The sequence below is a fragment of the Pseudomonas sp. 44 R 15 genome, assembly GCF_900004965.1.
In the GTDB taxonomy this organism is placed as follows: Bacteria; Pseudomonadota; Gammaproteobacteria; order Pseudomonadales; family Pseudomonadaceae; genus Aquipseudomonas; species Aquipseudomonas orientalis_A.
Window position 1 is genome coordinate 298964 of the sequence record NZ_CVTU01000090.1, and the last position, 26527, is coordinate 325490.

At 61.5% G+C, this 26527-nt stretch carries 22 protein-coding genes; 12 read left to right on the top strand and 10 right to left on the bottom strand.

The features are described 5' to 3' along the window. Positions 1-15: 15 nt before the first annotated feature. The 5 genes from fadA to BFP93_RS13740 all read left to right on the top strand — a co-directional run bounded on the left by fadA (position 16) and on the right by BFP93_RS13740 (position 5328). Positions 16-1191, top strand: a complete 1176-nt coding sequence (gene fadA / locus BFP93_RS13720) for an acetyl-CoA C-acyltransferase FadA (RefSeq protein WP_024074080.1) — start codon at positions 16-18, stop codon at positions 1189-1191. A 96-nt stretch (positions 1192-1287) separates the two neighbouring features. Next, positions 1288-1524 carry a DUF1653 domain-containing protein gene (locus BFP93_RS13725; RefSeq protein WP_065886336.1) on the top strand — a complete coding sequence of 79 codons (237 nt, stop codon included), beginning with the start codon at positions 1288-1290 and terminating at the stop codon, positions 1522-1524. 114 nt (positions 1525-1638) lie between these two features. After that, positions 1639-4260 carry a type I DNA topoisomerase gene (topA, locus tag BFP93_RS13730; RefSeq protein WP_065893530.1) on the top strand — a complete coding sequence of 874 codons (2622 nt, stop codon included), beginning with the start codon at positions 1639-1641 and terminating at the stop codon, positions 4258-4260. A 249-nt stretch (positions 4261-4509) separates the two neighbouring features. Continuing rightward, positions 4510-5031, top strand: a complete 522-nt coding sequence (locus tag BFP93_RS13735) for a DUF6586 family protein (RefSeq protein ID WP_065893531.1) — start codon at positions 4510-4512, stop codon at positions 5029-5031. Between the two features lie 63 nt (positions 5032-5094). Beyond that, complete coding sequence (locus BFP93_RS13740; protein ID WP_026136850.1) at positions 5095-5328, top strand: hypothetical protein; 234 nt, start codon at positions 5095-5097, stop codon at positions 5326-5328. A 23-nt stretch (positions 5329-5351) separates the two neighbouring features. Here BFP93_RS13740 and sulA read toward each other — a convergent pair whose 3' ends face one another. Further along, positions 5352-5825, bottom strand: a complete 474-nt coding sequence (gene sulA, locus BFP93_RS13745) for an SOS-induced cell division inhibitor SulA (protein WP_065886339.1) — start codon at positions 5823-5825, stop codon at positions 5352-5354. Positions 5826-5835: 10 nt separating this feature from the next. Continuing rightward, entirely contained in the window at positions 5836-6444 is a 609-nt protein-coding gene (gene lexA / locus BFP93_RS13750; RefSeq protein WP_017137423.1) for a transcriptional repressor LexA, read from the bottom strand. 264 nt (positions 6445-6708) lie between these two features. On the opposite strand from lexA, the gene BFP93_RS13755 reads away from it, so the two are divergent. Both BFP93_RS13755 and nagZ read left to right on the top strand, forming a co-directional pair. After that, positions 6709-7416, top strand: a complete 708-nt coding sequence (locus BFP93_RS13755; RefSeq protein ID WP_065886340.1) for a TetR/AcrR family transcriptional regulator — start codon at positions 6709-6711, stop codon at positions 7414-7416. Between the two features lie 135 nt (positions 7417-7551). After that, the gene (gene nagZ, locus BFP93_RS13760; protein WP_065893532.1) at positions 7552-8562 is read left to right on the top strand and encodes a beta-N-acetylhexosaminidase; all 1011 of its coding nucleotides are present in this window, start codon (positions 7552-7554) and stop codon (positions 8560-8562) included. Positions 8563-8663: 101 nt separating this feature from the next. On the opposite strand, the gene BFP93_RS13765 is transcribed toward nagZ, so the two are convergent. The 3 genes from BFP93_RS13765 to mfd are packed head-to-tail and all read right to left on the bottom strand — an operon-like array spanning position 8664 to position 15391. Then, the gene (locus tag BFP93_RS13765) at positions 8664-11354 is read right to left on the bottom strand and encodes a DEAD/DEAH box helicase (protein WP_065893533.1); all 2691 of its coding nucleotides are present in this window, start codon (positions 11352-11354) and stop codon (positions 8664-8666) included. Between the two features lie 9 nt (positions 11355-11363). Next, positions 11364-11930, bottom strand: coding sequence for a CsiV family protein (locus BFP93_RS13770; protein WP_065893534.1), 567 nt, complete (start codon positions 11928-11930; stop codon positions 11364-11366). 11 nt (positions 11931-11941) lie between these two features. Next, positions 11942-15391, bottom strand: a complete 3450-nt coding sequence (gene mfd, locus BFP93_RS13775; protein ID WP_065893535.1) for a transcription-repair coupling factor — start codon at positions 15389-15391, stop codon at positions 11942-11944. A 340-nt stretch (positions 15392-15731) separates the two neighbouring features. On the opposite strand from mfd, the gene BFP93_RS13780 reads away from it, so the two are divergent. After that, positions 15732-17195 (top strand): glyceraldehyde-3-phosphate dehydrogenase, encoded by a 1464-nt coding sequence (locus tag BFP93_RS13780; RefSeq protein WP_065893536.1) that lies wholly within the window; start codon positions 15732-15734, stop codon positions 17193-17195. A gap of 174 nt (positions 17196-17369) precedes the next feature. On the opposite strand, the gene BFP93_RS13785 is transcribed toward BFP93_RS13780, so the two are convergent. Beyond that, the gene (locus BFP93_RS13785) at positions 17370-17903 is read right to left on the bottom strand and encodes a chalcone isomerase family protein (RefSeq protein ID WP_065893537.1); all 534 of its coding nucleotides are present in this window, start codon (positions 17901-17903) and stop codon (positions 17370-17372) included. 215 nt (positions 17904-18118) lie between these two features. Between BFP93_RS13785 and sthA the strand changes: the two genes are divergently transcribed. Beyond that, entirely contained in the window at positions 18119-19513 is a 1395-nt protein-coding gene (gene sthA / locus BFP93_RS13790; protein ID WP_065886348.1) for a Si-specific NAD(P)(+) transhydrogenase, read from the top strand. Positions 19514-19555: 42 nt separating this feature from the next. Here sthA and BFP93_RS13795 read toward each other — a convergent pair whose 3' ends face one another. Together BFP93_RS13795 and BFP93_RS13800 are read right to left on the bottom strand one after the other, a co-directional pair. Next, positions 19556-20278, bottom strand: a complete 723-nt coding sequence (locus BFP93_RS13795) for a glycerophosphodiester phosphodiesterase (protein WP_065893538.1) — start codon at positions 20276-20278, stop codon at positions 19556-19558. 44 nt (positions 20279-20322) lie between these two features. Further along, positions 20323-20901, bottom strand: coding sequence for a PilZ domain-containing protein (locus BFP93_RS13800; protein ID WP_065893539.1), 579 nt, complete (start codon positions 20899-20901; stop codon positions 20323-20325). A gap of 94 nt (positions 20902-20995) precedes the next feature. On the opposite strand from BFP93_RS13800, the gene BFP93_RS13805 reads away from it, so the two are divergent. From BFP93_RS13805 to BFP93_RS13815, 3 genes are all read left to right on the top strand, one after another. Next, positions 20996-22246, top strand: a complete 1251-nt coding sequence (locus BFP93_RS13805; protein WP_065893540.1) for a lipoprotein-releasing ABC transporter permease subunit — start codon at positions 20996-20998, stop codon at positions 22244-22246. A 7-nt stretch (positions 22247-22253) separates the two neighbouring features. Beyond that, a complete protein-coding gene (lolD, locus tag BFP93_RS13810; protein ID WP_167400612.1) occupies positions 22254-22937 on the top strand; it encodes a lipoprotein-releasing ABC transporter ATP-binding protein LolD in 684 nt (227 codons plus the stop codon). 61 nt (positions 22938-22998) lie between these two features. Further along, a complete protein-coding gene (locus BFP93_RS13815) occupies positions 22999-24243 on the top strand; it encodes a lipoprotein-releasing ABC transporter permease subunit (protein WP_065886353.1) in 1245 nt (414 codons plus the stop codon). A 108-nt stretch (positions 24244-24351) separates the two neighbouring features. Here the strand turns inward: BFP93_RS13815 and BFP93_RS13820 are convergent, their stop codons facing one another. Then, complete coding sequence (locus BFP93_RS13820; RefSeq protein ID WP_065893542.1) at positions 24352-25704, bottom strand: heavy metal sensor histidine kinase; 1353 nt, start codon at positions 25702-25704, stop codon at positions 24352-24354. Further along, a complete protein-coding gene (locus BFP93_RS13825) occupies positions 25701-26381 on the bottom strand; it encodes a heavy metal response regulator transcription factor (RefSeq protein WP_065893543.1) in 681 nt (226 codons plus the stop codon). Before BFP93_RS13825 ends, BFP93_RS13820 begins: the two co-directional genes overlap by 4 nt. Between the last annotated feature and the right edge of the window lie 146 nt (positions 26382-26527).

Consider the following 26527-nt stretch of genomic DNA (forward strand, 5'->3'; position numbering starts at 1 on the left):
AGAGCGAGAATATTTATGAGCTTGAATCCAAGAGACGTCGTGATTGTCGACTTCGGTCGCACGCCGATGGGCCGCTCCAAGGGCGGCATGCACCGCAACACCCGCGCCGAAGACATGTCGGCGCACCTGATCAGCAAGCTGCTGGAACGCAACGTCAAGGTTGACCCGAACGAGGTCGAAGACGTGATCTGGGGCTGCGTCAATCAGACCCTGGAGCAGGGCTGGAACATCGCGCGCATGGCGTCGTTGATGACCCAGATCCCGCACACCGCGGCCGGCCAGACCGTGAGCCGCCTGTGCGGTTCGTCGATGAGCGCGCTGCACACCGCTGCGCAAGCGATCATGACCGGCAACGGCGATGTGTTCGTGGTCGGCGGCGTGGAGCACATGGGCCACGTCAGCATGATGCACGGCGTCGACCCTAACCCGCACATGTCGCTGTACGCGGCAAAAGCCTCGGGCATGATGGGCCTTACCGCGGAAATGCTCGGCAAAATGCACGGCATCACCCGTGAAGCCCAGGACGCGTTCGGCCTGCGTTCCCACCAACTCGCCCACAAGGCGACCGTGGAAGGCAAGTTCAAGGATGAAATCATCCCGATGAACGGCTATGACGAGAACGGTTTCCTGAAACTGTTCGACTACGACGAGACCATCCGTCCGGACACCACCCTGGAAAGCCTGGCGGCGCTCAAGCCGGCGTTCAATCCCAAGGGCGGCACCGTGACAGCCGGTACGTCGTCGCAGATCACCGATGGCGCTTCGTGCATGATCGTGATGTCGGCGCAGCGTGCCCAGGACCTGGGCATCCAGCCGCTGGCGGTGATTCGCTCGATGGCCGTAGCGGGTGTGGACCCGGCGATCATGGGCTATGGTCCAGTACCGGCCACGCAAAAAGCCTTGAAGCGCGCAGGCCTGACCATCTCCGATATCGACTTCTTCGAGCTCAACGAAGCCTTCGCCGCACAGGCCCTGCCAGTGCTGAAAGATCTGAAAGTACTCGACAAGATGAATGAGAAGGTTAACCTGCACGGCGGCGCGATTGCCCTGGGCCACCCATTCGGTTGCTCCGGTGCCCGCATCTCCGGCACATTGCTTAACGTGATGAAGCAAAATGGCGGCAACCTTGGGGTTGCAACCATGTGCATTGGTCTCGGCCAAGGCATTTCCACCGTCTTCGAACGCGTTTAATCGTTCGCTTGACGGAAGCCGGGGCCCAGTGCCCCGGTTTTTGTTTTTTGGAATTTTTAATATTTTTTTCAACAAATTTTGTACGAGGGCCAGAGCATGAAAGTCGAACCGGGGCTCTACCAACATTACAAGGGGCCGCAGTACCGCGTTTTCAGCGTGGCACGGCACTCCGAAACCGAAGAAGAAGTGGTGTTTTACCAAGCACTGTATGGCGAATACGGCTTTTGGGTGCGTCCCTTGAGTATGTTCCTGGAGACCGTCGAAGTTGACGGCGAGCAGGTCCCGCGCTTTGCTTTGGTCCAGGCCGAACCCAGTCTTTTTTCAGGGCAATAACGGCAGGTCGCGCAGAATGCTGCGCTTGACCTCATCTTGTTGCCACTATATATAGCGTTGCCGCGACAGGCGCCAACTGCCTCTCACTTCTCGAATTCAGGAATTTTCCGATCCATGGGCAAATCGCTGGTCATTGTGGAATCCCCGGCTAAGGCCAAGACCATCAACAAGTACTTGGGCAACGAGTACGTGGTGAAGTCGAGTATCGGCCATATCCGAGACCTGCCCACCAGCGGTTCGGCTAGCGCCAGCAAGGAGCCTGCCGCCAAGCGCGGCAAGGCGGCTGCGGGCGAAGGTCCGGTGCTCACCCCTAAAGAGAAAGCGCGCAAGCAGCTGGTCTCACGCATGGGTGTTGACCCGGACCATGGCTGGAAGGCCAAGTACGAAATCCTTCCGGGCAAGGAAAAGGTCATCGAAGAGCTGCGCCGGCTCGCCAAGGATGCCGACACCATCTATCTCGCAACGGACTTGGACCGCGAAGGGGAGGCTATTGCCTGGCACCTGCGGGAAGCCATTGGCGGCGACGACAGCCGCTACAAGCGCGTGGTGTTCAACGAAATCACCAAGAAAGCCATCCAGGAAGCCTTCTCCAAGCCGGGCGAACTGGACATCGACCGTGTCAACGCCCAACAGGCCCGGCGTTTTCTCGACCGCGTGGTGGGCTACATGGTCTCGCCGCTGCTGTGGGCGAAAATCGCCCGTGGCCTGTCGGCCGGCCGTGTGCAGTCGGTTGCGGTCAAGCTGGTGGTGGAGCGTGAGCGCGAAATTCGTGCGTTCAACCCCGAAGAATACTGGGAAGTCCACGCTGACCTCGGCACCGCCAAGGGCAACAACGTGCGCTTTGAAGTGGCCCGCGAGAACGGCGAGGCGTTCAAGCCGCTGAACGAAGCCCAGGCCATGGCTGTACTGGAGAAGCTCAAGGCCTCAAGCTACAGCATCGTCAAGCGTGAAGACAAACCGACCAGCAGCAAGCCGTCGGCACCGTTCATCACCTCCACTCTGCAACAGGCCGCGAGCAACCGCCTGGGCTTTGGTGTGAAGAAGACCATGATGATGGCCCAGCGTCTGTACGAAGCGGGCTACATCACGTACATGCGTACCGACTCGACCAACCTGTCGCAAGACGCGGTGGCGATGGCGCGTACTTATATCGAAAGCGAATTCGGCAAGAAGTACCTGCCGGAAAAGCCCAACGTCTACAGCAGCAAGGAAGGGGCACAGGAGGCTCACGAAGCGATTCGCCCCTCCGACGCCAACACCGAGCCGAGCAAGCTCAGCGGCATGGAGCGCGACGCTGAACGCCTCTACGAGCTGATCTGGCGCCAATTCCTGGCCTGCCAGATGCTGCCGGCGCAATACTTGTCCACCACGGTCAGCGTGGGGGCGGGCGACTTTGAGCTGCGTGCCAAGGGCCGTATCCTCAAGTTCGACGGTTATACCCGCGTAATGCCGCAAATCGCCAAGCCAGGCGACGACGATGTACTGCCGGATATGGCGCAGGGCGATACGTTGAAGCTGATCAAGCTTGATCCGTCGCAGCACTTCACCAAGCCGCCGGCGCGCTATTCGGAAGCCAGCCTGGTCAAGGAGATGGAGAAACGCGGTATCGGTCGTCCTTCCACCTATGCGGCGATCATCTCCACGATTCAGGACCGTGGCTACGTGGCGCTGCACAACCGCCGCTTCTATTCGGAAAAGATGGGCGATATCGTCACCGAGCGTCTGTCCGAGAGCTTCTCCAACCTGATGGACTACGGCTTCACCGCCGGCATGGAAGAGAACCTCGACGACGTGGCCCAGGGCGAACGCGACTGGAAAAACGTGCTGGACGAGTTCTACGGCGACTTCAAGAAGAAACTCGAGGTGGCCGAGAGCCCCGACAGTGGCATGCGCGCCAACCAGCCGGTCATGACCGACATTCCTTGCCTCACCTGCGGCCGGCCGATGCAGATCCGTACGGCATCCACCGGCGTGTTCCTGGGGTGCTCGGGCTACAGCCTGCCGCCGAAAGAGCGCTGCAAGGCTACCGTCAACCTGGTGCCGGGCGATGAAATCGCCGCGGACGACGAGGGCGAATCCGAGTCGCTGGTACTGCGTGGCAAGCACCGTTGCCCGATCTGCAGCACGGCGATGGATGCCTATCTGCTGGATGAAAAGCACAAGCTGCACATCTGCGGTAACAACCCGGATTGCAACGGCTACGAGATCGAAGAGGGCACCTACCGCATCAAGGGCTACGAGGGTCCGAGCCTGGAGTGCGACAAGTGCGGCAGCGAGATGCAGCTCAAGACCGGGCGTTTCGGCAAGTTCTTCGGTTGCACCAACCCGACCTGCAAGAACACCCGCAAACTGCTGAAAAGCGGTGATGCGGCGCCGCCGAAGATGGACCCGGTGAAGATGCCCGAGCTCAAGTGCGAGAAGGTCAACGACACCTATATCCTGCGCGACGGTGCTTCGGGCCTGTTCCTGGCCGCCAGCCAGTTCCCGAAAAACCGCGAGACCCGTGCACCGCTGGTGCTGGAGATCGTGCCGCACAAGGACGAGATCGATCCCAAGTACCACTTCCTGTGTGAAGCGCCGAAGAAGGACCCGGATGGTCGCCCAGCCGTGATCCGCTATAGCCGCAAGACCAAGGAGCAGTACGTGCAGACCGAAGTCGACGGCAAGCCTACCGGATGGAAAGCGTTCTACGACGGTGGCAAGTGGAAGGTCGAGGACAAGCGCCAGGGCGCTTGATCCATCGGATGTTCTGAGGAGTCAATGTGGGAGGGGGCTTGCCCCCGATAGCGATATATCAGTCGATATCTATGTGACTGACACACCGCCATCGGGGGCAAGCCCCCTCCCACATTTGGATCTGCCTGGTCCTTAAGAGTGGAGGTTTGATCTGCCTGAGCGGCCGTTTATTGCACTTGCAGTAGTCTTGGCTGATCCGTGACACTGTTCAGCCAGCATCAGGCCTAATTCGTTGTGGAGATTGCCGTCATGGCCAACGAACTCTATACCCGTACCAATCAGAAAATTTACTTTGCGGGTTTGTCCCTGGAAGCCCTTGGCCGTGCCGAGGTGGGGAAGGAGATGAATGCCATTGCGCTGGTCCAGGCGGGGCGTGAAGCCGCTTTGTTTCACCTGTACGGCGCCTTGCTGGGTCTATGCCATGAAATCGCCGGGTTCTACCGTCTGCCCCAGGCAGGTTCGCCCCGTGCTGAAATGATCATGACCCGCGAAGTGTTGGAAACCATGGCTATTCCGGAATTGGCCGAGCTGGTGGAAATGGCCCAGAGTCCGGACAGTTGGCTGGCACGCCTGCTCAAGGCACATGCCGACATGTTCCAGCCGCCCCGCGTCCCCCATGTACCCAAGGGCGATGTGACGCAGCCATTGATCGTGGCGGTTGCATTGGAGGCAGATGAACCCAAGCCCTTGAGCCGCGAAGAGCTGGAAAGCTGGCGCCAGGAGCTTAAAAAGCTGGCATTGCGCTTTCGCGAAGGCCTGGCCGAGTGCTGAGCGGGCAAGCCTGCACGCCACAACACTGATATAATCCCGCGCTTTCGTGGAGAACAGACTTTTATGCCAACGTCCTTTCTGGAAATTGTTGAACTGCCTGACGGCCGAATCGAGCTGCGCCGGGCTGAGGACGAAGGTTCTCTGGTTACCCTGGACTTCTCCGAAGACGCAAAAGCGTTCCTGCAAGGCCAGCATGTGGAAGTGGCTAAAGCCATGTTGAGCGTTGGGGTGCAAATGGCCGGTCGCCTGGCTGAAGGCGAGCCGGAAAAGGACGATGGTCCAAGGGTTCTTCACTGAGCCCGTTGTAACCCGCTCATCCCTTATCCCAGTCGAATATTCAAACTCTGCGCATCACCTGTGTGTGCGGCACTGATCAACTGCTGCTTGGCCGTTGCGTTCAACGGGTTCAACCAGCTCACGACGGTATGGCTACGGCCCAGGCGCAAGGCTTCACACGTCAATTGTTGAGCACTTTGTGCGCCCCGTGGCTGCAGCAACAGAATTCTTTCACGATTGAGGCCGGCATCCCGTAGCCAGGCCTGGGTCAGGCTGGCGGGCGGGGCGATCAGGGTCAACCAGCGCGCGTCCTGCTCTTCACTGAGTTCGCGAAGGATCGGCGCCAGCAGGCTCAAGCAGCTCCCGGCAGCACCACGCAACGACAATTCACTGAATACCTCGGGTTCGCAGCTCCAGGGCGCTTCGACCGTTTCCTTGAGGATGGGCGCAAGCGGTTGAGCCATGAAGGCCTCGAACAGCGACAGTTGTGTGTGTTGTGGGGTGTGCACGAGCTGCATGATGTCTCCTTTAGCGGCGAATGACGCCGACACTCAAGCCTTCGATCACCAGGTCCTGGTCTTTGAGGTTCACTTCAATGGGCGCGAACTCCGGGTTCTCGGCCATAAGCCAGACCTTGCTGCCTTCACGCTTGAAGCGTTTGACGGTGACTTCATCGCCGATCCGGGCCACGACGATCTGGCCATTGCGGGCCTCACGGGTGGTGTGAACGGCCAGTAGGTCGCCGTCGAAAATACCCACGTCCTTCATGCTCATGCCATGCACACGTAGCAGGTAGTCGGCGCGAGGATGGAAGAAGGTCGGGTTGATGTTGCAGGATTCCTCGACGTGCTGTTGCGCCAGGATCGGCGCACCGGCGGCCACCCGACCAATGATCGGCAGTGTCGATTCGTCGGCCTTGGCTTCGAAGCCCGGGATGCGAATACCGCGTGAAGCCCCCGGGGTCATCTCGATCGCGCCTTTGCGAGCGAGGGCCTTGAGGTGTTCTTCAGCGGCGTTGGGAGACTTGAAACCCAGTTCCAGCGCAATTTCGGCGCGTGTCGGTGGATAACCGTTGTCATCAAGGCAGCGCTTGATAAAAGCCAGAATCTCAGCTTGGCGTGGCGTCAGTTTTAGCATGTTGATCGCTCTGTCTTTTTATACAGTGACTGGGATTATATACAGTGAATCGCGCTTGGCAATCATCCTTTTTTTGCGGCTCCGCTGGACGGTCATTCATCAGCTGCGCCGGGAGGCGAAGACAGCGCTGCCTACAGGCGGTGGAGGATGTGATTAAATAGCGACGAAACAGGTGACTGCCCGGCCGGAAAATGGGCGCGCAGGCTTGACAAGACATACCCTGAAACGTATGTTTCAAACAAGTGTTTGTCAGGCGGAGTAGCCATGGCCCAGTCGGAAACCGTTGAACGCATTCTCGATGCTGCCGAGCAGTTGTTCGCGGAAAAAGGATTTGCTGAAACTTCATTGCGGCTGATCACCAGCAAGGCTGGGGTCAACCTCGCCGCCGTGAATTATCATTTCGGCTCAAAAAAGGCCCTGATCCAGGCGGTGTTCTCGCGCTTTCTGGGGCCCTTCTGCGCCAGTCTCGACCGTGAACTTGAACGTCGCCAGGCCAAAGCCGACAACAAGCCCAGCCTGGAAGAGCTGCTGGAAATCCTCGTTGAGCAAGCGCTGGTGGTTCAACCACGCAGCGGCAACGACCTGTCGATCTTCATGCGTCTGCTGGGCCTGGCGTTCAGCCAGAGCCAGGGCCACTTGCGACGTTACCTGGAAGACATGTACGGCAAGGTGTTCCGTCGCTATATGTTGCTGGTCAACGAAGCGGCCCCGCGCATCCCGCCCATCGAACTGTTCTGGCGCGTGCACTTCATGCTCGGCGCCGCCGCCTTCAGCATGTCCGGGATCAAGGCATTGCGCGCGATTGCCGAGACCGATTTCGGCGTCAATACCTCCATCGAGCAGGTGATGCGCCTGATGGTGCCGTTCCTCGCCGCAGGCATGCGCGCCGAAACCGGCGTGACCGATCAGGCCATGGCCGTGGCCCAATTGCGCCCGCGCAGCAAATCCACACCGGCCCTCGCCAAGGTTTGACCGCTGCGGGTGTGCGTGGCCGCTTGCATCCGCTAAGCTAGCCGCCATGCCGATTTCAGCTATTTACGTGCAACCCGTTGTGCTTACCGTACCTGGTAGGAATGACGGGTTGTGCGCGTTATTTAAGGAAGGTTTATGACTGCTGCCCTGCAAGGTTCTTTGATGGTCGACGTTGCCGGTACCTGGCTGACGGCCGAGGATCGCCATCTGTTGCGCCAACCTGAAGTGGGCGGCTTGATCATTTTTGCGCGCAATATCGAGCACCCGCGCCAGGTCCGCGAGTTGAGTGCGGCGATCCGTGCGGTGCGCCCGGACCTGCTGCTGGCGGTCGACCAGGAAGGCGGACGCGTGCAGCGCCTGCGCCAGGGCTTCGTGCGCCTGCCGGCCATGCGCGCGCTGGCGGATAACCCCAACGCCGAGCACCTGGCCGAACAGTGTGGCTGGGTCATGGCCACCGAAGTACTGGCCGTGGGCCTCGACCTGAGTTTCGCCCCCGTGCTGGACCTCGATTACCAGCGCAGCGCCGTGGTCGGCACCCGCTCGTTCGAAGGCGATCCCGAGCGCGCCGCCGTGCTCGCCGGTGCCTTTATCCGTGGCATGAACAGCGCCGGCATGGCGGCCACCGGCAAGCACTTTCCCGGTCATGGCTGGGCCGAGGCCGATTCCCACGTCGCGATTCCCAATGACGAGCGCAGCCTGGAACAGATTCGCGCCAATGACCTGGTACCGTTCGCGCGCCTGAGCAAGCAATTGGCCGCCGTGATGCCGGCGCATGTGATCTACCCGCAGGTGGACAGCCAGCCGGCCGGTTTCTCACGCCGCTGGTTGCAGGACATCCTGCGCGGCGAGTTGCAGTTCGACGGGGTGATCTTCAGTGATGACCTGTCCATGGCGGGCGCCCATGTGGTGGGCGATGCGGCGAGTCGAATCGAGGCGGCACTGACGGCGGGTTGTGACATGGGGCTGGTGTGCAATGACCGTGCGGCTGCCGAACTGGCGCTGAGCGCGGCGCAGCGGATGAAGGTCACCCCGTCGGCGCGGATTGCGCGTATGCGGGGTCAGGCGATTGCCTCGACAGACTACAAGCAGGACCCGCGTTGGTTGACAGCGCTTACCGCGTTGCGGGATGCGCAGTTGATCGACTGAAGACGGCGTCGCGCCTATCGGGGGCAAGCCCCCTCCCACACATTGAATTGTTAATACATACAAATGTGGGAGGGGGCTTGCCCCCGATGGCGATCCAACAGTCAGCGTTTTTCCTGTTTATTGGGCAACGGCGCAAACAGCGCCTCGATATCCTCATTACCCAACTGCCAGTCCCCAGTCGTACGCCCATCCAGCACACCCGCTGCCAGATCGGACTTCTCCTTCTGCAAGTGCTGGATTTTCTCCTCCACCGTGCCCCGGGCAATCATTTTGTACACGAATACCGGCTTCTCTTGCCCGATGCGATACGCGCGGTCGGTGGCCTGGTTTTCGGTGGCGGGGTTCCACCACGGGTCGTAGTGGATCACGGTATCGGCTTCGGTCAGGTTCAGGCCGACGCCGCCCGCTTTGAGGCTGATCAGGAAAATCTGCAGCTTGCCGCCCTGGAAGTCCTTCACCGGTGTGCGCCGATCACGGGTCTGGCCGGTCAGCAAGGCGTAGGCGATGTCGCGTTTCTTCAGTTCGACCTCAATCAAGCTCAGCATCGAGGTGAACTGCGAGAACAGCAGAATCCGCCGCCCCTCGGCAAACAACTCCTCGAGCATCTGCATCAGGCTGTCGAGCTTGCCCGAGCTGCTGCCACGGGCGGGCAGGGTGGCGTCGTTGACCAGGCGCAAATCGCAGCACACCTGGCGCAGTTTAAGCAGTGCCTCAAGGATGATGATCTGGCTGCGGGCCACGCCCTTGCGGGTAATCTCATCGCGGACTTTTTTATCCATGGCCAGGCGCATGGTTTCGTACACGTCGCGCTGTGCTTCATTAAGATCGACCCAGTGGATGATCTCGGTCTTGGGCGGCAGTTCCGTGGCCACCTGCTCCTTGGTGCGGCGCAGCAGGAACGGCTTGATCCGACCGTTGAGGTGCTGCAGTCGCACTTCACTGGCGCGTTTTTCAATCGGCACGCGGTAATCGCGGTTGAAGCTTTTCACGTCGCCCAGCCAGCCCGGCAGCAGGAAGTGGAACAGCGACCACAGTTCGCCCAGGTGGTTTTCCAGCGGCGTACCGCTCAGGCACAGGCGCTGCCGTGCATTGAGCTCACGGGCCGCTTGAGCCGCCTTGCTGGTGGGATTCTTGATGTATTGGGCTTCATCGAGAATGAGCACGTGCAAGGGCAGGGCGGCGAGTTGTTCAATGTCCTTGGGCAGGAGGGCGTAAGTGGTGAGCAGCAGGTCGTAGTCCTGCAGGTTGGCGAAATGTTTCTTGCGCCCGGCACCGTACAGCGCTTGTACCCTCAGTTGCGGGGTGAAATGCGCCGCCTCATCGAGCCAGTTGGGGATCAGGCTGGTGGGCATCACCACCATGCACGGCCTGTCCAGGCGCCCGGCGGCTTTCTCCGTAAGAATATGCGCAAGGGTCTGCAAGGTTTTACCCAGGCCCATGTCATCCGCAAGAATTCCACCCACCTCCAATTGGCGCAGCGACTGCATCCAGCTCAGGCCCTCCAACTGGTAAGGGCGCAAGGTTGCGTTCAAGCCTTCCGGCGCCACGCAGGTGAAATCCTTGATGTCGCGCAGACGCTGGGCAAAGTTGCGGATCTTCTCGCCGCCTTCCCATTGCAGAGGCAGGTCTTCCAGCGGGTTCAGGCGGATCGCGTCGGCCTTGGCCAGGCGCAACGTGGTGGTGCCGGCTTCCTGCAGGTAGAACTCGCCGAGGGTCGCCAGCACCGGTTTCAAGCGCCCATAAGGCAGCGCCACCTGCAGCGGACCGTGGCCGTTGGGCAGGCCGGGAATATTCACCAGGATGAGTTCATCATCGCGACGTCGGGCGAGTTTTTCCGGATTGAGGATCTCGGTGTGGGAGCGCATCAAGTTGAGCAGGATCGGCAGCAGGCTCAGCCGTTCGCCGTTGACGATAATTCCCAGCTCCAGGTCGAACCAGTCACGCTCGGGGGCTTCATCGACGCTGGCGTACCAGTCGTCCACGGGGCTCAGGTCGAAACCGAAGTCTTCATCGATCTGCAACTCCCAGCCTTCGGCCCGCAGCGCGGGGGATGCGTTGAGGGTGAAATTCAACCAGGCGCTGTCATTGACCATCTCGAACAGTTCGCCGGCGCTCTCCGGCAGGGCCTTGCTCTGGCGCGTGGCGATCTTGAAGCCGAGCAGGCGCAGTTGCTCGCGATACGGTTGTTCCAGCTCCGGATGGCGCTTGATGCGCAGGCTTTGGGTTTCCTGGCGCACGATGATGTCGGCGTTCTTTTGCCCGCTGACGTAATTGCCCTGGTAGTTGAACGACAGCGCCGCGCGATGCTGGATGTAACGCTGCATCTTGCCATTGCGCGGCTCGAACGCGCTGAACTCCACGCTGGCCAGCCACAGGCGCGGCACGGGGCGCACGTCTTCCATGACCACCTGCGGCAGCACCACGCGATTGTCCAGTACCGCCTGGAGTTTGCCCAGCAGCTCGGCATCCTGGGCCGCCGCCGGGTAGGCCAGGGTTTCCTGGACCTTGAGCAGCACCGCCGCGATGTGTTTGCAATTGGTGTGCACCGGGCAGGTACAGCGGCTGTCCACCAGGATCAGCATGCCCTTGGCCGATTCGCGCAACGAGATGGTTTGCCGGTACACGTTGCCGCCCGAACCCTCGCAACTGGCGGTGATGGTGCTGTCGCCGGACTCGACGATGCGCACCCGATTCTCCAGCGCATAACGGCGCCCGCGCTCCAGGCTTTGCTCCTTGAAGCGATTGGCCCATGACGGGGCCAGGGGTTTGGTCAGCGATGACGTCAGGGGCATGGCGCTGGATCAGTCCTGCAGGTCGGGCGGTGGTGCGCTGGGGGGCTTGGCGGTCAGCGAGGTGATCTTGATCAGCAGCGCCAGGTGGCCGCCATCCAGGTAATTGAGCTGGTTGTTCTTGGTGCGCACCTCTTTCTGGCTCAAGTGTTCGCTGGCGATCACGCTGCCGTTGGCGTCGAACTGGTTGATCCAGAAGTAGGCATCGATGTCGGTGAAACGTCCCAGTTGCAGGTTCAGTACGCCTTGAATCGGGAATTGGCCGAATTGCTCCTGGCCGTCGGTGATGGCGATCCGCACCGGCTGCTCGCCCAGGTTCTGTTCCCAGGCTTTGTGCGCGAGCACGGTGTAGTTGGAATCGGCGCGCAGCTTGTCGACGATGTTACCCAGGCGCGGCGGGCTCATGCGCTCGCCCAGGCGCGGTGCACCGCCATCCCAGTTTTCCGGGGCGGCGCGGCTGTTGATCACCGGCTCCGCATTCTGGCGCACCAAGATCATTTCCACCTGGTAGGGGCTGTCGGCAAAGGCTGAAGGCGCGAGTACCACCAACAACAGGCTCAGAATGCGGAACACGCGCATGGAGGCGTCCTTCAAGCAGATTTCGGAATGAGGCGCTCAAACAGCGCCTCCAGGGTATTGAAGCGTTCTTCGGCGCGTTCCATCGGCACCATGAACTTGAACAGCGTAGCCCCTTCGAACTTGTAGCGGTTGGGCTGGCCCTGGATCAGCTTGATCAGCACCAACGGGTCCACCGGCGTCTGGGCTTCGAATTCGATACGCCCGCCCTGCGGCCCGGCGTCGACCTTCTTGATGCCCAACTGCTCGGCCTGCAACTTGAGCAGGGTCAGGCGCACCAGGTTCTTGGTCGGCTCCGGCAACAGGCCGAAGCGGTCGATCATTTCCACTTGCAGGTCCTTGAGGCCTTCTTCGTCGGTGGCCGAGGCGATGCGCTTGTACAGGATCAGCCGCGCATGCACATCCGGCAGGTAGTCTTCGGGAATCAGTGCCGGCAGGCGCAGGTTGATTTCCGGGCCACCGCCCAGCGGTTGATCGAGGTTCGGTTGCTCGCCCTTGCGAATGGCTTTCACCGCGCGTTCGAGCATCTCCATGTACAGCGTGAAACCCACCGCCTGGATCTGCCCGCTCTGGCCGTCGCCGAGCAGTTCGCCGGCGCCACGGATTTCCAGGTCGTTGGTGGCCAGCACAAAACCGGCGCCCAGGTCCTGGGTGTTGGCGATGGCTTCCAGGCGTTTTTCCGCATCGCTGGTAATTTGCTGGCGCGGCGGCGTCAGCAGGTAGGCATAGGCCTGGTGGTGGCTGCGCCCGACGCGGCCGCGCAGTTGGTGCAACTGGGCCAGGCCGAACTTGTCGGCGCGCTCGATGATGATGGTGTTGGCGCTCGGTACGTCGATACCGGTCTCGATAATGGTCGAGGCGATCAGCACGTTGAAGCGCTTGTGGTAGAAGTCGCTCATCACCTGTTCGAGTTCGCGCTCGCGCATCTGCCCGTGGCCGATGGCGATGCGGGCTTCCGGCACCAGTTCGGCGAGGTCGGCGGCGCACTTCTCGATGGTCTTCACGTCATTGTGCAGGTAATACACCTGGCCACCGCGCAGCAATTCGCGCAGCAACGCTTCCTTGACCGTGCTTTTGTTCTGCTCCATCACGAAGGTGCGCACCGACAGGCGGCGCGCCGGCGGCGTGGCGATGATCGAGAGGTCGCGCATGCCCGACACGGCCATGTTCAGCGTGCGTGGGATAGGCGTTGCCGTGAGCGTAAGAATGTCGACTTCGCTGCGCAAGGCCTTGAGTTGCTCCTTCTGGCGCACACCAAAGCGGTGTTCTTCGTCGATGATCACCAGGCCCAGGTTTTTGATCTTCACATCGTCCGACAGCAGCTTGTGCGTGCCGATCACGATATCGATCTTGCCTTCGGCCAGGTCGGCAATCGCGGCATTGACTTCCTTGGCCGATTTGAAGCGGCTCATCACTTCCACCGTCACCGGCCAGTCGGCAAAGCGGTCGCGGAAGCTGTTGTAGTGCTGCTGGGCGAGCAGGGTGGTCGGCACCAGGATCGCCACCTGCCTGCCGCCATGCACCGCAATAAAGGCGGCGCGCATGGCCACTTCGGTCTTGCCGAAGCCCACATCGCCGCACACCAGGCGGTCCATCGGCTTGGGCGCGAGCATGTCGGCGCGCACGGCTTCGATGGTGGTTTGCTGGTCCGGGGTTTCTTCGAAGGCGAAGCCGGCGCTGAAGGTGGCGTAGTCGGCTTTCGGGTCGGCGAACGCATACCCTTCGCGGGCGGCGCGGCGGGCGTAGATGTCGAGCAGTTCGGCGGCCACGTCGCGCACCTGTTCGGCGGCCTTGCGCTTGGCTTTCTGCCAGGTCTCGGAGCCCAGGCGATGCAAGGGCGCCAGCGCGTCGTCGCTGCCGGTGTAGCGCGCGATCAAGTGCAGGCTGGCCACCGGCACGTAGAGCTTGGCGCCTTCGGCGTACTCCATGGTGAGGAATTCGGCGGCCTGGTTGTCGATTTCCAGGGTCTGCAAACCGAGGTAGCGGCCGACGCCGTGGTCGATGTGCACCACCGGCGCGCCTTCGCGCAGCTCGGTGAGGTTCTTGATCACCGCATCGTTATTGGCGTCGGCGCGTTTTTCGCGACGGCGACGCTGCATCACGCGCTGGCCGAACAAAGGGCTTTCGGCGATCAGGGCCAGGGCCGGGTCATCCAGCAGCAGCCCTTCGTCCAGCGGCGCGATGGTGATTGCCAGGCGCTCGTTGCTTTTTACAAAATCCGGCCAGCTGTCGACGGTTTTCGGGCGCAGCTTCAGGCGCTCCAGCAACTCCAGCAGCACTTCGCGACGCCCGGCGGATTCGGCGGTAAACAGCACGCGGCCGGGGAAGTCGCCGAGGAAGTTGGACAGCGCCTCCAGCGGCTGTGTGGCTTTGGCCTGAATCGCCAAATCCGGCAGCGCCGCTGCGGGGAAGCGCTCGCGGCCGCTGCCGGCGTCCACATCCTGCTGGCTGGCGACCACGCGCGGCCAGTTTTTCAGGCGCGCGAAGCAGTCTTCCACCGGCAGGAACAGCTCGGCGGGGGGCAATAAAGGTCGGGATGGGTCGACGCGGCGCTCTTCATAGCGGTTGCGCACGTCGTTCCAGAAATTTTCCGCCGCCTGCTCGATGCCCGGCAGCGAGAACACCTGGGTGTCCTGGGGCAGGTAATCGAAGAGCGTGGAGGTTTCGTCGAAGAACAGCGGCAGGTAGTACTCGATACCGGCCGGCGTAATCCCGCTGCTCAAGTCCTGGAAGATCGGGCAACGGCGGAAGTCCACATCGAAGCGCTCGCGAAAGCGCGCCTTGAAGCGCGTGACCGCGTCTTTTTGCAGGGGAAATTCCCGCGCCGGCAGCAGCTTGATCGACTCGACCTTATCGATGGAACGCTGGTTTTCCGGGTCGAAGGTGCGCAGCGTTTCGATTTCGTCATCGAACAGGTCGATGCGATACGGCAACTTGCTGCCCATCGGGAACAGATCAATCAGTGCACCGCGCACCGCGAATTCACCGTGCTCGTACACCGTGTCGACGCAACGGTAGCCGCTGGCCTCCAGGCGCGTGCGCATCTGCTCCACATCAAGCTTCTGGCCGATGTCCAGCACCAGGCTGCTGCCGAGCAGGAACTTGGTCGGCGCCAGGCGATGCAATGCCGTGGTAATCGGCACCACCAGCACGCCGTGGGCCAGTTCCGGCAGGCGGTACAGGCTGGCGATGCGCTGGGAAATAATGTCCTGGTGCGGCGAGAACAGGTCGTAGGGCAGAGTTTCCCAGTCGGGAAAGTGCAGCACCGGCAAATCGGGGGCGAAGAAGCTCAGCTCCTGCTCCAACCGTTCGGCGCTTTGGCTGTCGGCGGTCAGCAGCAGGGTAAAGCGCTTGGCTGCGCTGGCAGCCTCGGCAATGGCCAGGCTCAGGGCGGCACCGGGCAGGTTGCCCCAGTGCTGTTTACCTGCCGCGGCAGGGAGTAGCGGTAGACGCAGAACGGGCACGGAAGGTTGAGCTCCAAGCGTTGCGACAAAGTCGGTAATTGTAACGGCCAGAGGTGCCGCCTGTCAGTTGCTGACTGTGCCTATTACGGTTTGTTGGAAATGTAGTGGCTAAGACAAACAATCGTGGGTTTTGACTCAATATGTAGTGCCAAAATGCGCGAATGTTTAGGAGGGTTACGGACAAGTCGGCCTGCTCGTCAAATGGGTGGCCTTCTGGAACCCGCGTATTTCCTGGGCTGTAGCGCGGTGGTATTTTTTTGCAAGGGGTTTTTGTTGCCTGTAGCGCATTGCTCAACGGTCAGTCGGGCGACATAATGTAGCCCCTTTTTTCAGCCCCTACATGTGGAAGGTTCCCGTGACTCAGAAGCCCGACCAGTGTCTTGGTGAATGGATCGACCGTGAAGCACTCGCTGAAGCGATGATTCCGCTTATCGGTCAGCTGTACCGCAATAACAATGTGGTGAGCTCGATCTATGGCCGCAGCCTGATCAACCAGTCCGTCATCGCGATTCTCAAGGCGCACCGCTTTGCGCGCCACCGTTCTGCCGACGACAGCGAACTCTCCGTCCACGAAACATTCCCACTGCTCAAGGCCATGAGCGAGCTCAAGCTCGGCGCGGCTTCGGTCGACCTGGGCAAGCTGGCCTACAAATTCCGCAAGGAAGGCGCAGGTCGCACTGCCGAGCAGTTCGTGCGTGAAGAAATGGCCGAGGTGATCGGCCAGCAAAGCGCCGCTGCCCGCAAAGGCACCGACGTGGTGCTCTACGGCTTCGGCCGTATCGGCCGCCTGCTGGCGCGCATCCTCATCGAAAAAACCGGCGGCGGCGACGGCCTGCGCCTGCGGGCCATCGTGGTGCGCAAAGGCGCCGAGAACGACTTGACCAAGCGCGCAAGTTTGTTGCGCCGCGACTCGGTACACGGTCCGTTCAACGGCACCATCGTTATCGACGAAGCAAACAACACCATCACCGCCAACGGTAACCTGATCCAGGTGATCTACGCGAAGAACCCGTCCGAGGTGGATTACACCCAGTACGGCATCAAGGACGCGCTGCTGGTGGACAACACCGGCGTATGGCGTGATGCCGAAGGCCTGGGCCAGCACCTGGCCTGCCCGGGTGTCGACCGCGTTGTCCTGACTGCGCCTGGCAAGGGCAAGCTCAAGAACATCGTGCACGGCATCAACCATGCCGAAATCACCGCTGACGACAAGATCGTGTCCGCCGCTTCCTGCACCACCAACGCCATCGTGCCGGTGCTCAAGGCTGTGAATGACAAGTTCGGCATCGTCAACGGCCACGTCGAAACCGTTCACTCGTACACCAACGACCAGAACCTGATCGATAACTTCCACAAGGGCGACCGCCGTGGCCGCAGCGCCGCGCTGAACATGGTGATCACCGAGACCGGTGCCGCCACCGCTGCCGCCAAGGCCCTGCCTGAGCTGGCCGGCAAGCTGACCGGTAACGCGATCCGTGTACCGACGCCGAACGTGTCGATGGCCATTCTCAACCTGAACCTTGAGAAAGCCGCCACCCGTGAAGAGATGAACGAGTACCTGCGCTACATGGCGCTGCACTCCGATCTGCACAAGCAGATCGACTTCGTCAATTCCCAGGAAGTGGTATCCACCGACTTCGTCGGCTCGCGCCATGCCGGTGTGGTGGACGCTGAAGCGACCATCAGCCAGGACAACCGCGTTGTGCTGTACGTGTGGTACGACAACGAGTTCGGCTACAGCTGCCAGGTGGTTCGCGTGATGGAAGACATGGCTGGGGTCAACCCGCCGGCGTTTCCGCGCTAAGCCTGAGTGTTGAATGAAAAGGCCCCGACTGGTTCGGGGCTTTTTTATGTCTGGGGGTTTTGTGGTGTCTGGGAGGGCCTCATCGGGGGCAAGCCCCCTCCCACATTGGTATGTGTTCGCAAATCAAACTGTGGGAGGGGGCTTGCCCCCGATGGCGGTGCTGCAGCCGACACATCAATCCAGCAACTTGTCGCGCAACTGATCAGACAACCCTTCAGGTGCCAGCCAGATACCCAGGTAAGCCCTCGCCAGTGCATCATCGCTACTGCTGAACACCACCTGACCATTAATCTCCAGGTTCAAACCCCGGCCCGGGCGAAAATCCAGGGCATAGCGGTCACCGCTACGAATATCCCGAAAGCGGGCGTGCAGCCTGGCTATTTCCGGATTCAAGCCGGCATTGGTTTGCTGGCGTTCCAGGGTGGCGCTGGCCGCCTTGATCACATCCGCGCGATCGATGTTGCGAAAGTAATACAGCACCAGGCGCAACGCTTTCTGTTGGTCCCAGGCTTGCCTTGCGGTCAGATCCGCCGGCGCGTACAGCGCCGCCGCATACACATCCGCCCAGAGATAGTTGAGCACCGCCTGGTTTTTCAGCGCCAACCCCTCGACCTGCGCGGGGAAGCCGGCCTGCTTGAGTCGGTCCACATCACTGGCCTGGGCCGTGATCGACAGCATCAGCATCAAACCGATAAAGAGTTGTCGCATAATGGCTGATCCTTGAATCGACGCTGATTTGCGCCCTGTTAGTATGGCAACACTGGCCTACGACGCGACCAAGGGTTAATGTGCGCGGCGTTGAGCCTTATATAGACTGTGCCCCGGTTCACACACTTGAGCCAAATTGTCCTTCATGCCCGCTGGCCGCGGCATGATTTAGCCAGGCGTCCAACCGTACGCCTGGCCTGTTCTGAGGAGTACGCATGGCTGTCTACAACTACGACGTGGTGGTACTGGGTTCCGGCCCGGCTGGAGAAGGCGCGGCGATGAACGCTGCAAAGGCAGGGCGCAAGGTGGCGATGGTCGACAGCCGTCGCCAGGTCGGCGGCAACTGCACCCACCTGGGTACCATCCCGTCCAAGGCGTTGCGTCACTCCGTGCGCCAGATCATGCAATTCAACACCAACCCGATGTTCCGGGCGATTGGTGAGCCGCGCTGGTTCTCGTTTCCGGACGTGTTGAAAAGCGCCGAGAAAGTCATCTCCAAGCAAGTCGCGTCGCGCACCGGCTTCTATGCCCGCAACCGCGTCGACCTGTTCTTCGGCACCGGCAGCTTCGCCGACGAGCAGACCGTCGAAGTGGTCTGTGCCAACGGCGTGGTCGAAAAACTGGTGGCCAAGCACATTATCATCGCCACCGGCTCGCGCCCGTATCGCCCGGCGGACATCGATTTCCACCACCCGCGTATCTACGATAGCGACACCATCCTGAGCCTGGGCCACACCCCGCGCAAGCTGATCATCTACGGCGCCGGCGTGATCGGCTGCGAATACGCCTCGATCTTCAGCGGCCTGGGTGTACTGGTGGAGCTGGTGGACAACCGTGACCAGTTGCTGAGCTTCCTCGACTCGGAAATTTCCCAGGCGTTGAGCTACCACTTCAGCAACAACAACATCACCGTGCGCCACAACGAAGAGTACGAGCGCGTCGAAGGCCTGGACAACGGGGTGATCCTGCACCTCAAGTCCGGCAAGAAGATCAAGGCCGACGCCTTGCTGTGGTGCAACGGGCGTACCGGCAACACCGACAAGCTGGGCATGGAAAACATCGGGGTCAAGGTCAACAGCCGTGGCCAGATCGAGGTGGACGAGAACTACCGCACCTGCGTGACCAACATCTACGGCGCCGGTGACGTGATCGGCTGGCCAAGCCTGGCCAGCGCCGCCCATGACCAGGGCCGTTCGGCGGCCGGCAGCATTGTCGACAACGGCAGCTGGCGCTACGTGAACGACGTGCCGACCGGCATCTACACGATTCCCGAGATCAGCTCGATCGGCAAGAACGAGCACGAACTGACCAAGGCCAAGGTGCCGTACGAAGTGGGCAAGGCGTTCTTCAAGAGCATGGCGCGTGCGCAGATCGCCGGTGAGCCCCAGGGCATGCTGAAGATCCTGTTCCACCGCGAAACCCTGGAAGTGCTCGGCGTGCATTGCTTCGGCTACCAGGCGTCGGAGATCGTGCACATTGGCCAGGCGATCATGAACCAGCCGGGTGATCTGAATACGCTCAAGTATTTCGTCAACACCACGTTCAACTACCCGACCATGGCCGAAGCCTATCGGGTAGCGGCCTACGACGGCCTCAACCGGCTTTTTTGAGCGGCTCCGGCCGGTGGCCTGAGCCGGCCGGGGAGACCGATTTCAGTAATTCCCGAGGGTGGCAGTGGCCAAACCGGGAAAGTCTGTAATCAGGCTATCTACGCCGAAGTCGGCGAGCCTGCGCATCAGCGCAGGTTCGTTGACCGTCCATACGGATACATGCAAACCCTGGCGCTGGGCTTTTTCCAGCCGCTCGGGGGTGCACAACGTCCAGTTCAACGCCAGGTACTCACAGCTATAGTTCTGCGCGACCTTCAGTGGGTCGAGCCAGGCGTATTCGGCCACCAGTCCGCGTGACAGGTCGGGGGTCAGTTCAATCGCCGCTTTGAGCACTTCCCGCGAACTTGAGGTGACGGTGACTTTGTCCATCAGGCCAAAGCGCACGGCCATCTCGCGGATCGCCAGCACGGTGGTGGCGGCGCGGGTACGCGAAGCGCTTTTGACTTCCAGCTGCCAGTGATCGAAGTCGCACTTTTCGAACAACTCTTCCAGGCGCGGGATCGGGCAAGGGCTGACCCAGCCCGGGCCGCCTTTGCGCGCATCCATCTTCACCAGGTCGGCTGCCGAGTACTCGACGACTTTGCCGCGTCGGTCGGCCGTGCGCTTGAGGGTAGGGTCGTGGATGACCATCAGTTCGCCGTCCATGGACAGGTGCAGGTCCAGTTCGCAGCGGCGTACGCCGTGCTTGAGGCATTCCTGAAAGCTGGTCAGGGTATTTTCCGGTGCTTCGCCTTTGGCACCGCGATGGCCGTAAATCAGGGTCACAGTTGCTCCTTTGCGCCAGGATGGCTGGCGTCGTGAATACGCATTCAGAGATCGTCGCTTTGTTCTCGCGCCAGGCGGCGTTCCTGGGCCTGTTTCTGCAGGATGTAACGTGCCAGCAGTTGGCGTTGGGCGTCGGTCATGGATTCGAATTCCGTGCCCACGTCAAAGCCGTCGCCCTTGGGATCGCAATGGGTCACCCGCGCGCGCAGCAGCAGGCCGAGCGCCTGGGGCATCAGCACCAGCTTGACCGCCAGGTGCGTGTCGGGCGCGAGCGGGGCAGGGTGCTGAAAGTCGATGCCGCCTTCGGACAGGATCACCGGCTGCGGCGCGCCCACCTCGTTGAGCAGCCCGCGGGCCATGACTTGGCTGAGCAGGTCCAGGCGCTTGTTCTGCACTTTGAGGAACGCCGCCAGGCTGCGGTCTTTTTCGTTGATCTGGCGCAGCAGGTGCTGGGCTTCGAACTCGCTGAGGTGCAATTCACTGAGCAGATTGAACAGCGGCGAATCATCCAGCAACACTTCCTTGCTCGCCGCGTCGGGCGCCGACAGGCTTTTGATTTGGAGTGCGATCATGTCGTCGATACGGTAGTATTCGCGGCGCTCTTCTTCATCTAATGTCGACATGGCGAACCCCAGGTAACGGTAATGGTCTGAGTGTAAAGCTGCTGATCAGACCCCGCCACCGGGACGTCTTCTTTTCCTCCGAACAAGCCCCGACATGTTCAGACCTCTCTTCGTATTTATCGGCACGCGTTATACCCGTGCAAAGCGTCGCAATCATTTTGTGTCGTTCATTTCCCTGACCTCGATGATCGGTCTCGCCCTGGGCGTGGTCGTGATGATCGTGGTGCTGTCGGTGATGAACGGCTTCGATCATGAGATGCGCACCCGCGTGCTGGGCATGGTGCCCCACGCGACCATCGAGGGCGATGCGCCCATCAGCGACTGGCAAAGCCTGGCCGCCAAGGTCAAGCAGAACCCCAAGGTGCTGGCCGTTGCGCCGTTTACCCAGATGCAGGGGCTGCTCACCAATGACGGCAAGGTGCAGAAAATCCTGCTCAATGCCGTCGACCCGGCCCAGGAGCGCAATGTCTCGATCATCGACAAGTTCATGCTGCAGGGCCGACTCGATGACCTGGCGCCCGGCAGCTTCGGCATCATCATCGGCGACAAGGCCGCGGCCAAGCTCGGCGTAAGCGTGGGCGACAAGCTGACCTTCGTCGCGCCGGAGGTCACCGTGACCCCGGCCGGCATGTTCCCGCGCATGAAGCGGTTTACCGTGGTCGGCACCTTTCACGTGGGCGCCGGCGAGATCGACGGCTACCTCGGCTTGACCAACCTCACGGACCTGGCCCGCCTGCACCGCTGGCAGCCGGACCAGGTGCAGGGCCTGCGCCTGAAGTTCAACGACCTGTTCGACGCGCCGCGCGGTGCCTGGGAAATCGCCCAGCACCTGGGCGAATCCCAGTACTACGCCCGCGACTGGACCCGCACCCACGGCAACCTGTACCAGGCCATCCGCATGGAAAAAGCCATGATCGGCCTGCTGCTGTTGCTGATCGTCGCCGTGGCCGCCTTCAACATTATCTCCACGCTGGTGATGGTGGTGAACGACAAGAAGGGCGACATCGCCATTCTGCGCACCCTGGGCGCCACGCCGGGGCAGATCATGGCGATCTTCATGGTGCAGGGCACCGTGATCGGCGTGGTCGGCACCCTGATCGGTACCGCCGTCGGCATTCTCGCCGCGTTGAATGTCAGCGCCGCCATCGCCCTGCTTGAAAAAGTGCTCGGTCACAAATTCCTCAACGCCGACGTCTACTTCATCGACTACTTGCCGTCCCAGGTTCAGGCCCAGGACGTGTTGATGGTGGGCGGTGCCGCGTTGGTCCTGAGTTTCCTTGCCACCCTGTATCCAGCCTGGCGCGCGGCACGTACCCAGCCAGCACAGGCATTACGTTATGAGTGAATCGGGCATGAGTGAAAAAGCAATCCTGAGCTGCCGCAACCTGGGCAAATCCTACGAGGAAGGCCCGGAATCGGTGGTCGTGCTGGCCAACCTGCAACTTGAACTGCACCCGGGCGAGCGCGTGGCGATCGTCGGCAGTTCCGGTTCCGGCAAAAGCACTTTGCTGAACCTGTTGGGTGGCCTCGACACGCCGTCCCAGGGCAGCGTGTGGCTGGCCGGTGAAGAACTCTCGGCCCTCGGTGAAAAGGCCCGTGGCCAGTTGCGCAACCGCTCGTTGGGTTTTGTGTACCAGTTTCACCACCTGCTGCCGGAATTTACCGCCCTGGAAAACGTGTGCATGCCGCTGCTGATCGGCAAGACCGCGATCCCCGAGGCGCGCCAGCGTGCCACCGCCTTACTGGAGCGCGTCGGCCTCGGCCATCGCCTGGAGCACAAGCCGGCCGAGCTGTCCGGTGGTGAGCGCCAGCGTGTGGCCATCGCCCGTGCGCTGGTGAACAACCCAGGCCTGGTGATGCTCGACGAGCCCACCGGCAACCTCGACTCCCACACCGCCCAGGGCATCAAGGACTTGATGCTGGAGCTGAGCACCCAGATGCGCACCGCGTTCCTGGTGGTGACCCATGACATGAGCATGGCCCGTCAGATGGACCGCGTACTGCATTTGCAGGAAGGTCATCTGGTCGCTATCTGAGTGGCTGCAAGCCCGGTTTTTCGAGGCCGGGCTTTTTTATTTTTTCAGGCGGTGCACGCGAATGTTCAGACCGTTATCGATTTTCATCGGCACGCGCTATACCCGCGCCAAACGCCGCAACCGTTTTGTCTCGTTTATCTCGATGACCTCCATGATCGGCCTCGCCTTGGGCGTATTGGCGATGATCGTGGTGCTCTCGGTGATGAATGGCTTCCAGCGCGAAATGAGCTCGCGCATCCTTGGCATGGTGCCCCACGCCACCATCGTCGGCGTAAAGCCGATTGATGACTGGCAGCCGGTGGCCGCTGCCGCGATGAAGAACCCGCAAGTGACGGCGGCGGTACCCTTCACTCAGATGGACGGCATGTTCTCCTACAAGGGCGCCATGCAGCCGATTGAGATCAGCGGCGTCGACCCGGCCCAGGAAGGCAAGGTGTCGATCGTGGCCAAGCACATCGTGCGCGGCAAACTGGAAGACCTGAAGCCCGGTGAGTTCGGAGTGGTGATCGGCGACATCACCGCACGCCGCTTCCGCCTCAATGTGGGCGACAAACTGACCTTGATCGTGCCGGAAATCAGCACCGCGCCGGGCGGCATCACTCCACGTATGCAGCGTTTGAACGTGGTGGGTATCTTCAAGGTGGGCGCCGAGCTGGACGGTTCCATGGCCTTGATCAACATGGCCGATGCGGCCGAAATACAGCATTGGCAACCCAACCAGGTGCAGAGCGTGCGCCTGGCGCTGACCGACCTGTACGCGGCGCCGAAGGTTTCGGCGGACATCGCCGCCAGCCTCGGCGCGGCGTATAAGGCCGACGACTGGACCCACACCCAGGGCAGCCTGTTCAGTGCGATGAAGATGGAAAAGACCATGATCGGCCTGTTGCTGCTGATGATTGTCGCGGTGGCCGCCTTCAACATCATCGCCACCCTGATCATGGTGGTGAACGACAAGGGCGCGGACATTGCGATCCTGCGCACCATCGGCGCCACGCCTCGGCAGATCATGGCGATCTTCATGGTGCAGGGCACGGTGATCGGCGTGGTCGGCACCCTGATCGGCGGCGTGCTGGGCGTGATTGCGGCGCTGAACGTGAGCGAACTGGTGGGCTGGCTGGAGCGGGTGAGCGGGCAGCATATCTTCAGTTCGGATGTGTATTTTGTCAGCAACTTGCCTTCCGAACTGCAAGGTGGCGATGTGTTGCTGATTTGCTCGGCGGGGTTTGTGCTGAGCTTCCTGGCGACGATTTACCCGGCGTATCGGGCCGCGAAGATCGAGCCGGCGCATGCGCTCAGGTATTCCTGAACCGATCGTTCCCTCGCTCTGCGTGGGAACGCATCCCGTGACGCTCTGCGTCACAACAGCGGACGCAGAGCGTCCAATGAGGCATTCCCACGCAGAGCGTGGGAACGATCATAGGTGAGGCAACTCAATCACAAACCGCGTCCACCGCGCCTCAGACTCACAATAAATCCTCCCCCCATGCGCCCGCACAATCGACTGGGTAATCGCCAGCCCCAGCCCCGCATGCTCGCTGCTGCCCTCGCGCCGCGCCGGATCGGCCCGGTAGAAGCGATCGAACAGCTTGGGTAACACATCTTTCGAAATACCTTCCCCGGTGTTTTCCACCGTCAGCTTCACGCCGCGCTCATCGTCTGCCAGGCGCACCCGCACTTCGCCGCCCGCCGGGGTAAACCTGAGTGCGTTCTCCAACAGATTGGACAGGGCTCGGCGTAACATGCCGCGATCACCGGGCGTGTGGGCATGGCCGTCGCACACCAGCGAAACCTGCGCGTCTTCGGCCAGCAGTGCAAAAAACTCCAGCAACGCCTCGACTTCATCAGCCAGTGCCAAAGGCTCGCGCTTGGGGTTCAGCAAACCGTGGTCGGCTTTGGCCAGGTACAGCATGTCGTTGACCAATTGCGCCATCCACTGCAATTCCTCCAGGTTGCTGTGCAGCGCTTCGCGGTAATCCTCCAGTGGGCGCGGCTGGGTGAGGATGACCTGGGTCTGGGTCAGCAGGTTCGACAGCGGCGTGCGCAGTTCGTGGGCGATATCGGCGGAGAAGGCTGAGAGGCGCTGGAACGCGTCGTCCAGGCGGCCCAGCATGGCATTGAAGGTCTGCGCCAACTCCGCCAGTTCGGCCGGCATCTGGTGCTGCGGCAAGCGTTGCGTCAGGGAATGGGCGGACACGCCGGCGGCGACTTCGCCCATGCGCCGCAAGGGTCGCAGCCCGCTGCGCGCCGCCCAGGCGCCGAGCAGCGCGGTGGCCAGGGCCGAGAGGCCGACGGTCAGCCAGATCAAGCGCTGCATGCGCTGCAGAAAATGCTGGTGGTGGGTGATGTCGAGTATCAGGGTCAACTGCGCTGAGCCAGGTTGGCCGGGGCTCAAGGGCGCGTTGTACACGCGATAGGCGGTGCCGGCCTGCTGCAGGCTGTGCAGGCCGGGTGCCTCGGGCAACGCCACGCCGGGTGCCTGGTCAAGCCAGCGCTGGCCGGCCGCGCTGATGCGCAAGGTGAGGTCGGGTTGATGGTTGAGGTCGGCGCGCAATTGGGGTTCGCGCCGGGCGAAGGCTTGCGGCGAGTCGACACCCTGCAACGTGTTGCGCAGCGTCACCAGCCGGCTGTCCAATTGCTGCTGGTCCAGCTCGATAAAGTGCGCCTCGCTGGCGTGGTTGAACAACACGCCGGCGAGCAGCGAAACCACGGCGGTGCACGCGGCAAACAGCAGTGCCAGGCGGCTGGCGAGGGACAGGCGCTGGATCACGTGAAGCGCTCCTCCAGTACATAGCCCATGCCGCGCACCGTGTGGATCAGCTTGTTGGGAAAGGCATCGTCGACTTTCAGGCGCAGGCGGCGGATCGCCACTTCGATGATGTTGGTGTCACTGTCGAAATTCATGTCCCACACCTGTGAGGCGATCAGCGACTTGGGCAGCACTTCGCCCTGGCGGCGCAGCAGCAGTTCCAGCAGGGAAAACTCCTTGGCGGTGAGGTCGATACGCTGGCCGCTGCGTTCGACGCGGCGGCGGATCAGGTCCAGGCGCAGGTCGGCCAGTTGCAGGTGGGTGTCCTGCGGCGTGCTGCCACCACGCCGTAACAGGCTGCGCACGCGGGCGAGCAGCTCGGAGAAGGCGAAGGGCTTGACCAGGTAATCGTCGGCGCCCAGCTCCAGGCCGTGCACGCGATCCTCCACCGCGTCGCGTGCGGTAAGAAACAACACCGGCATCTCCAGGCCTGCGCTGCGCACCGCTTGCAGGATTTGCCAGCCATCACGACCGGGCAGCATCACGTCGAGGATCAGCAAGTCATAGTCGCCGGTCAGCGCCAGGTGCTGGCCGCTGGTGCCGTCGGCCACCAACTCGGTGGTAAACCCGGCTTCGGCCAGGCCCTGGCGCAGATAGTGGCCGGTTTTTGGTTGGTCTTCGACAATCAGCAGTTTCATGGGCGGCTCGTGGCAACGGTGGGCGCCGGGCTTTATACCTTGGGCTCAAGGGTAAGGGGGCAACCTGACAAAGTTGTAATCTAGCAGTCAGTTGGCTGGCAGCGTGGCCATCTTAAAGTGCTCCCTCAGCGAGTCACCCATTGTGG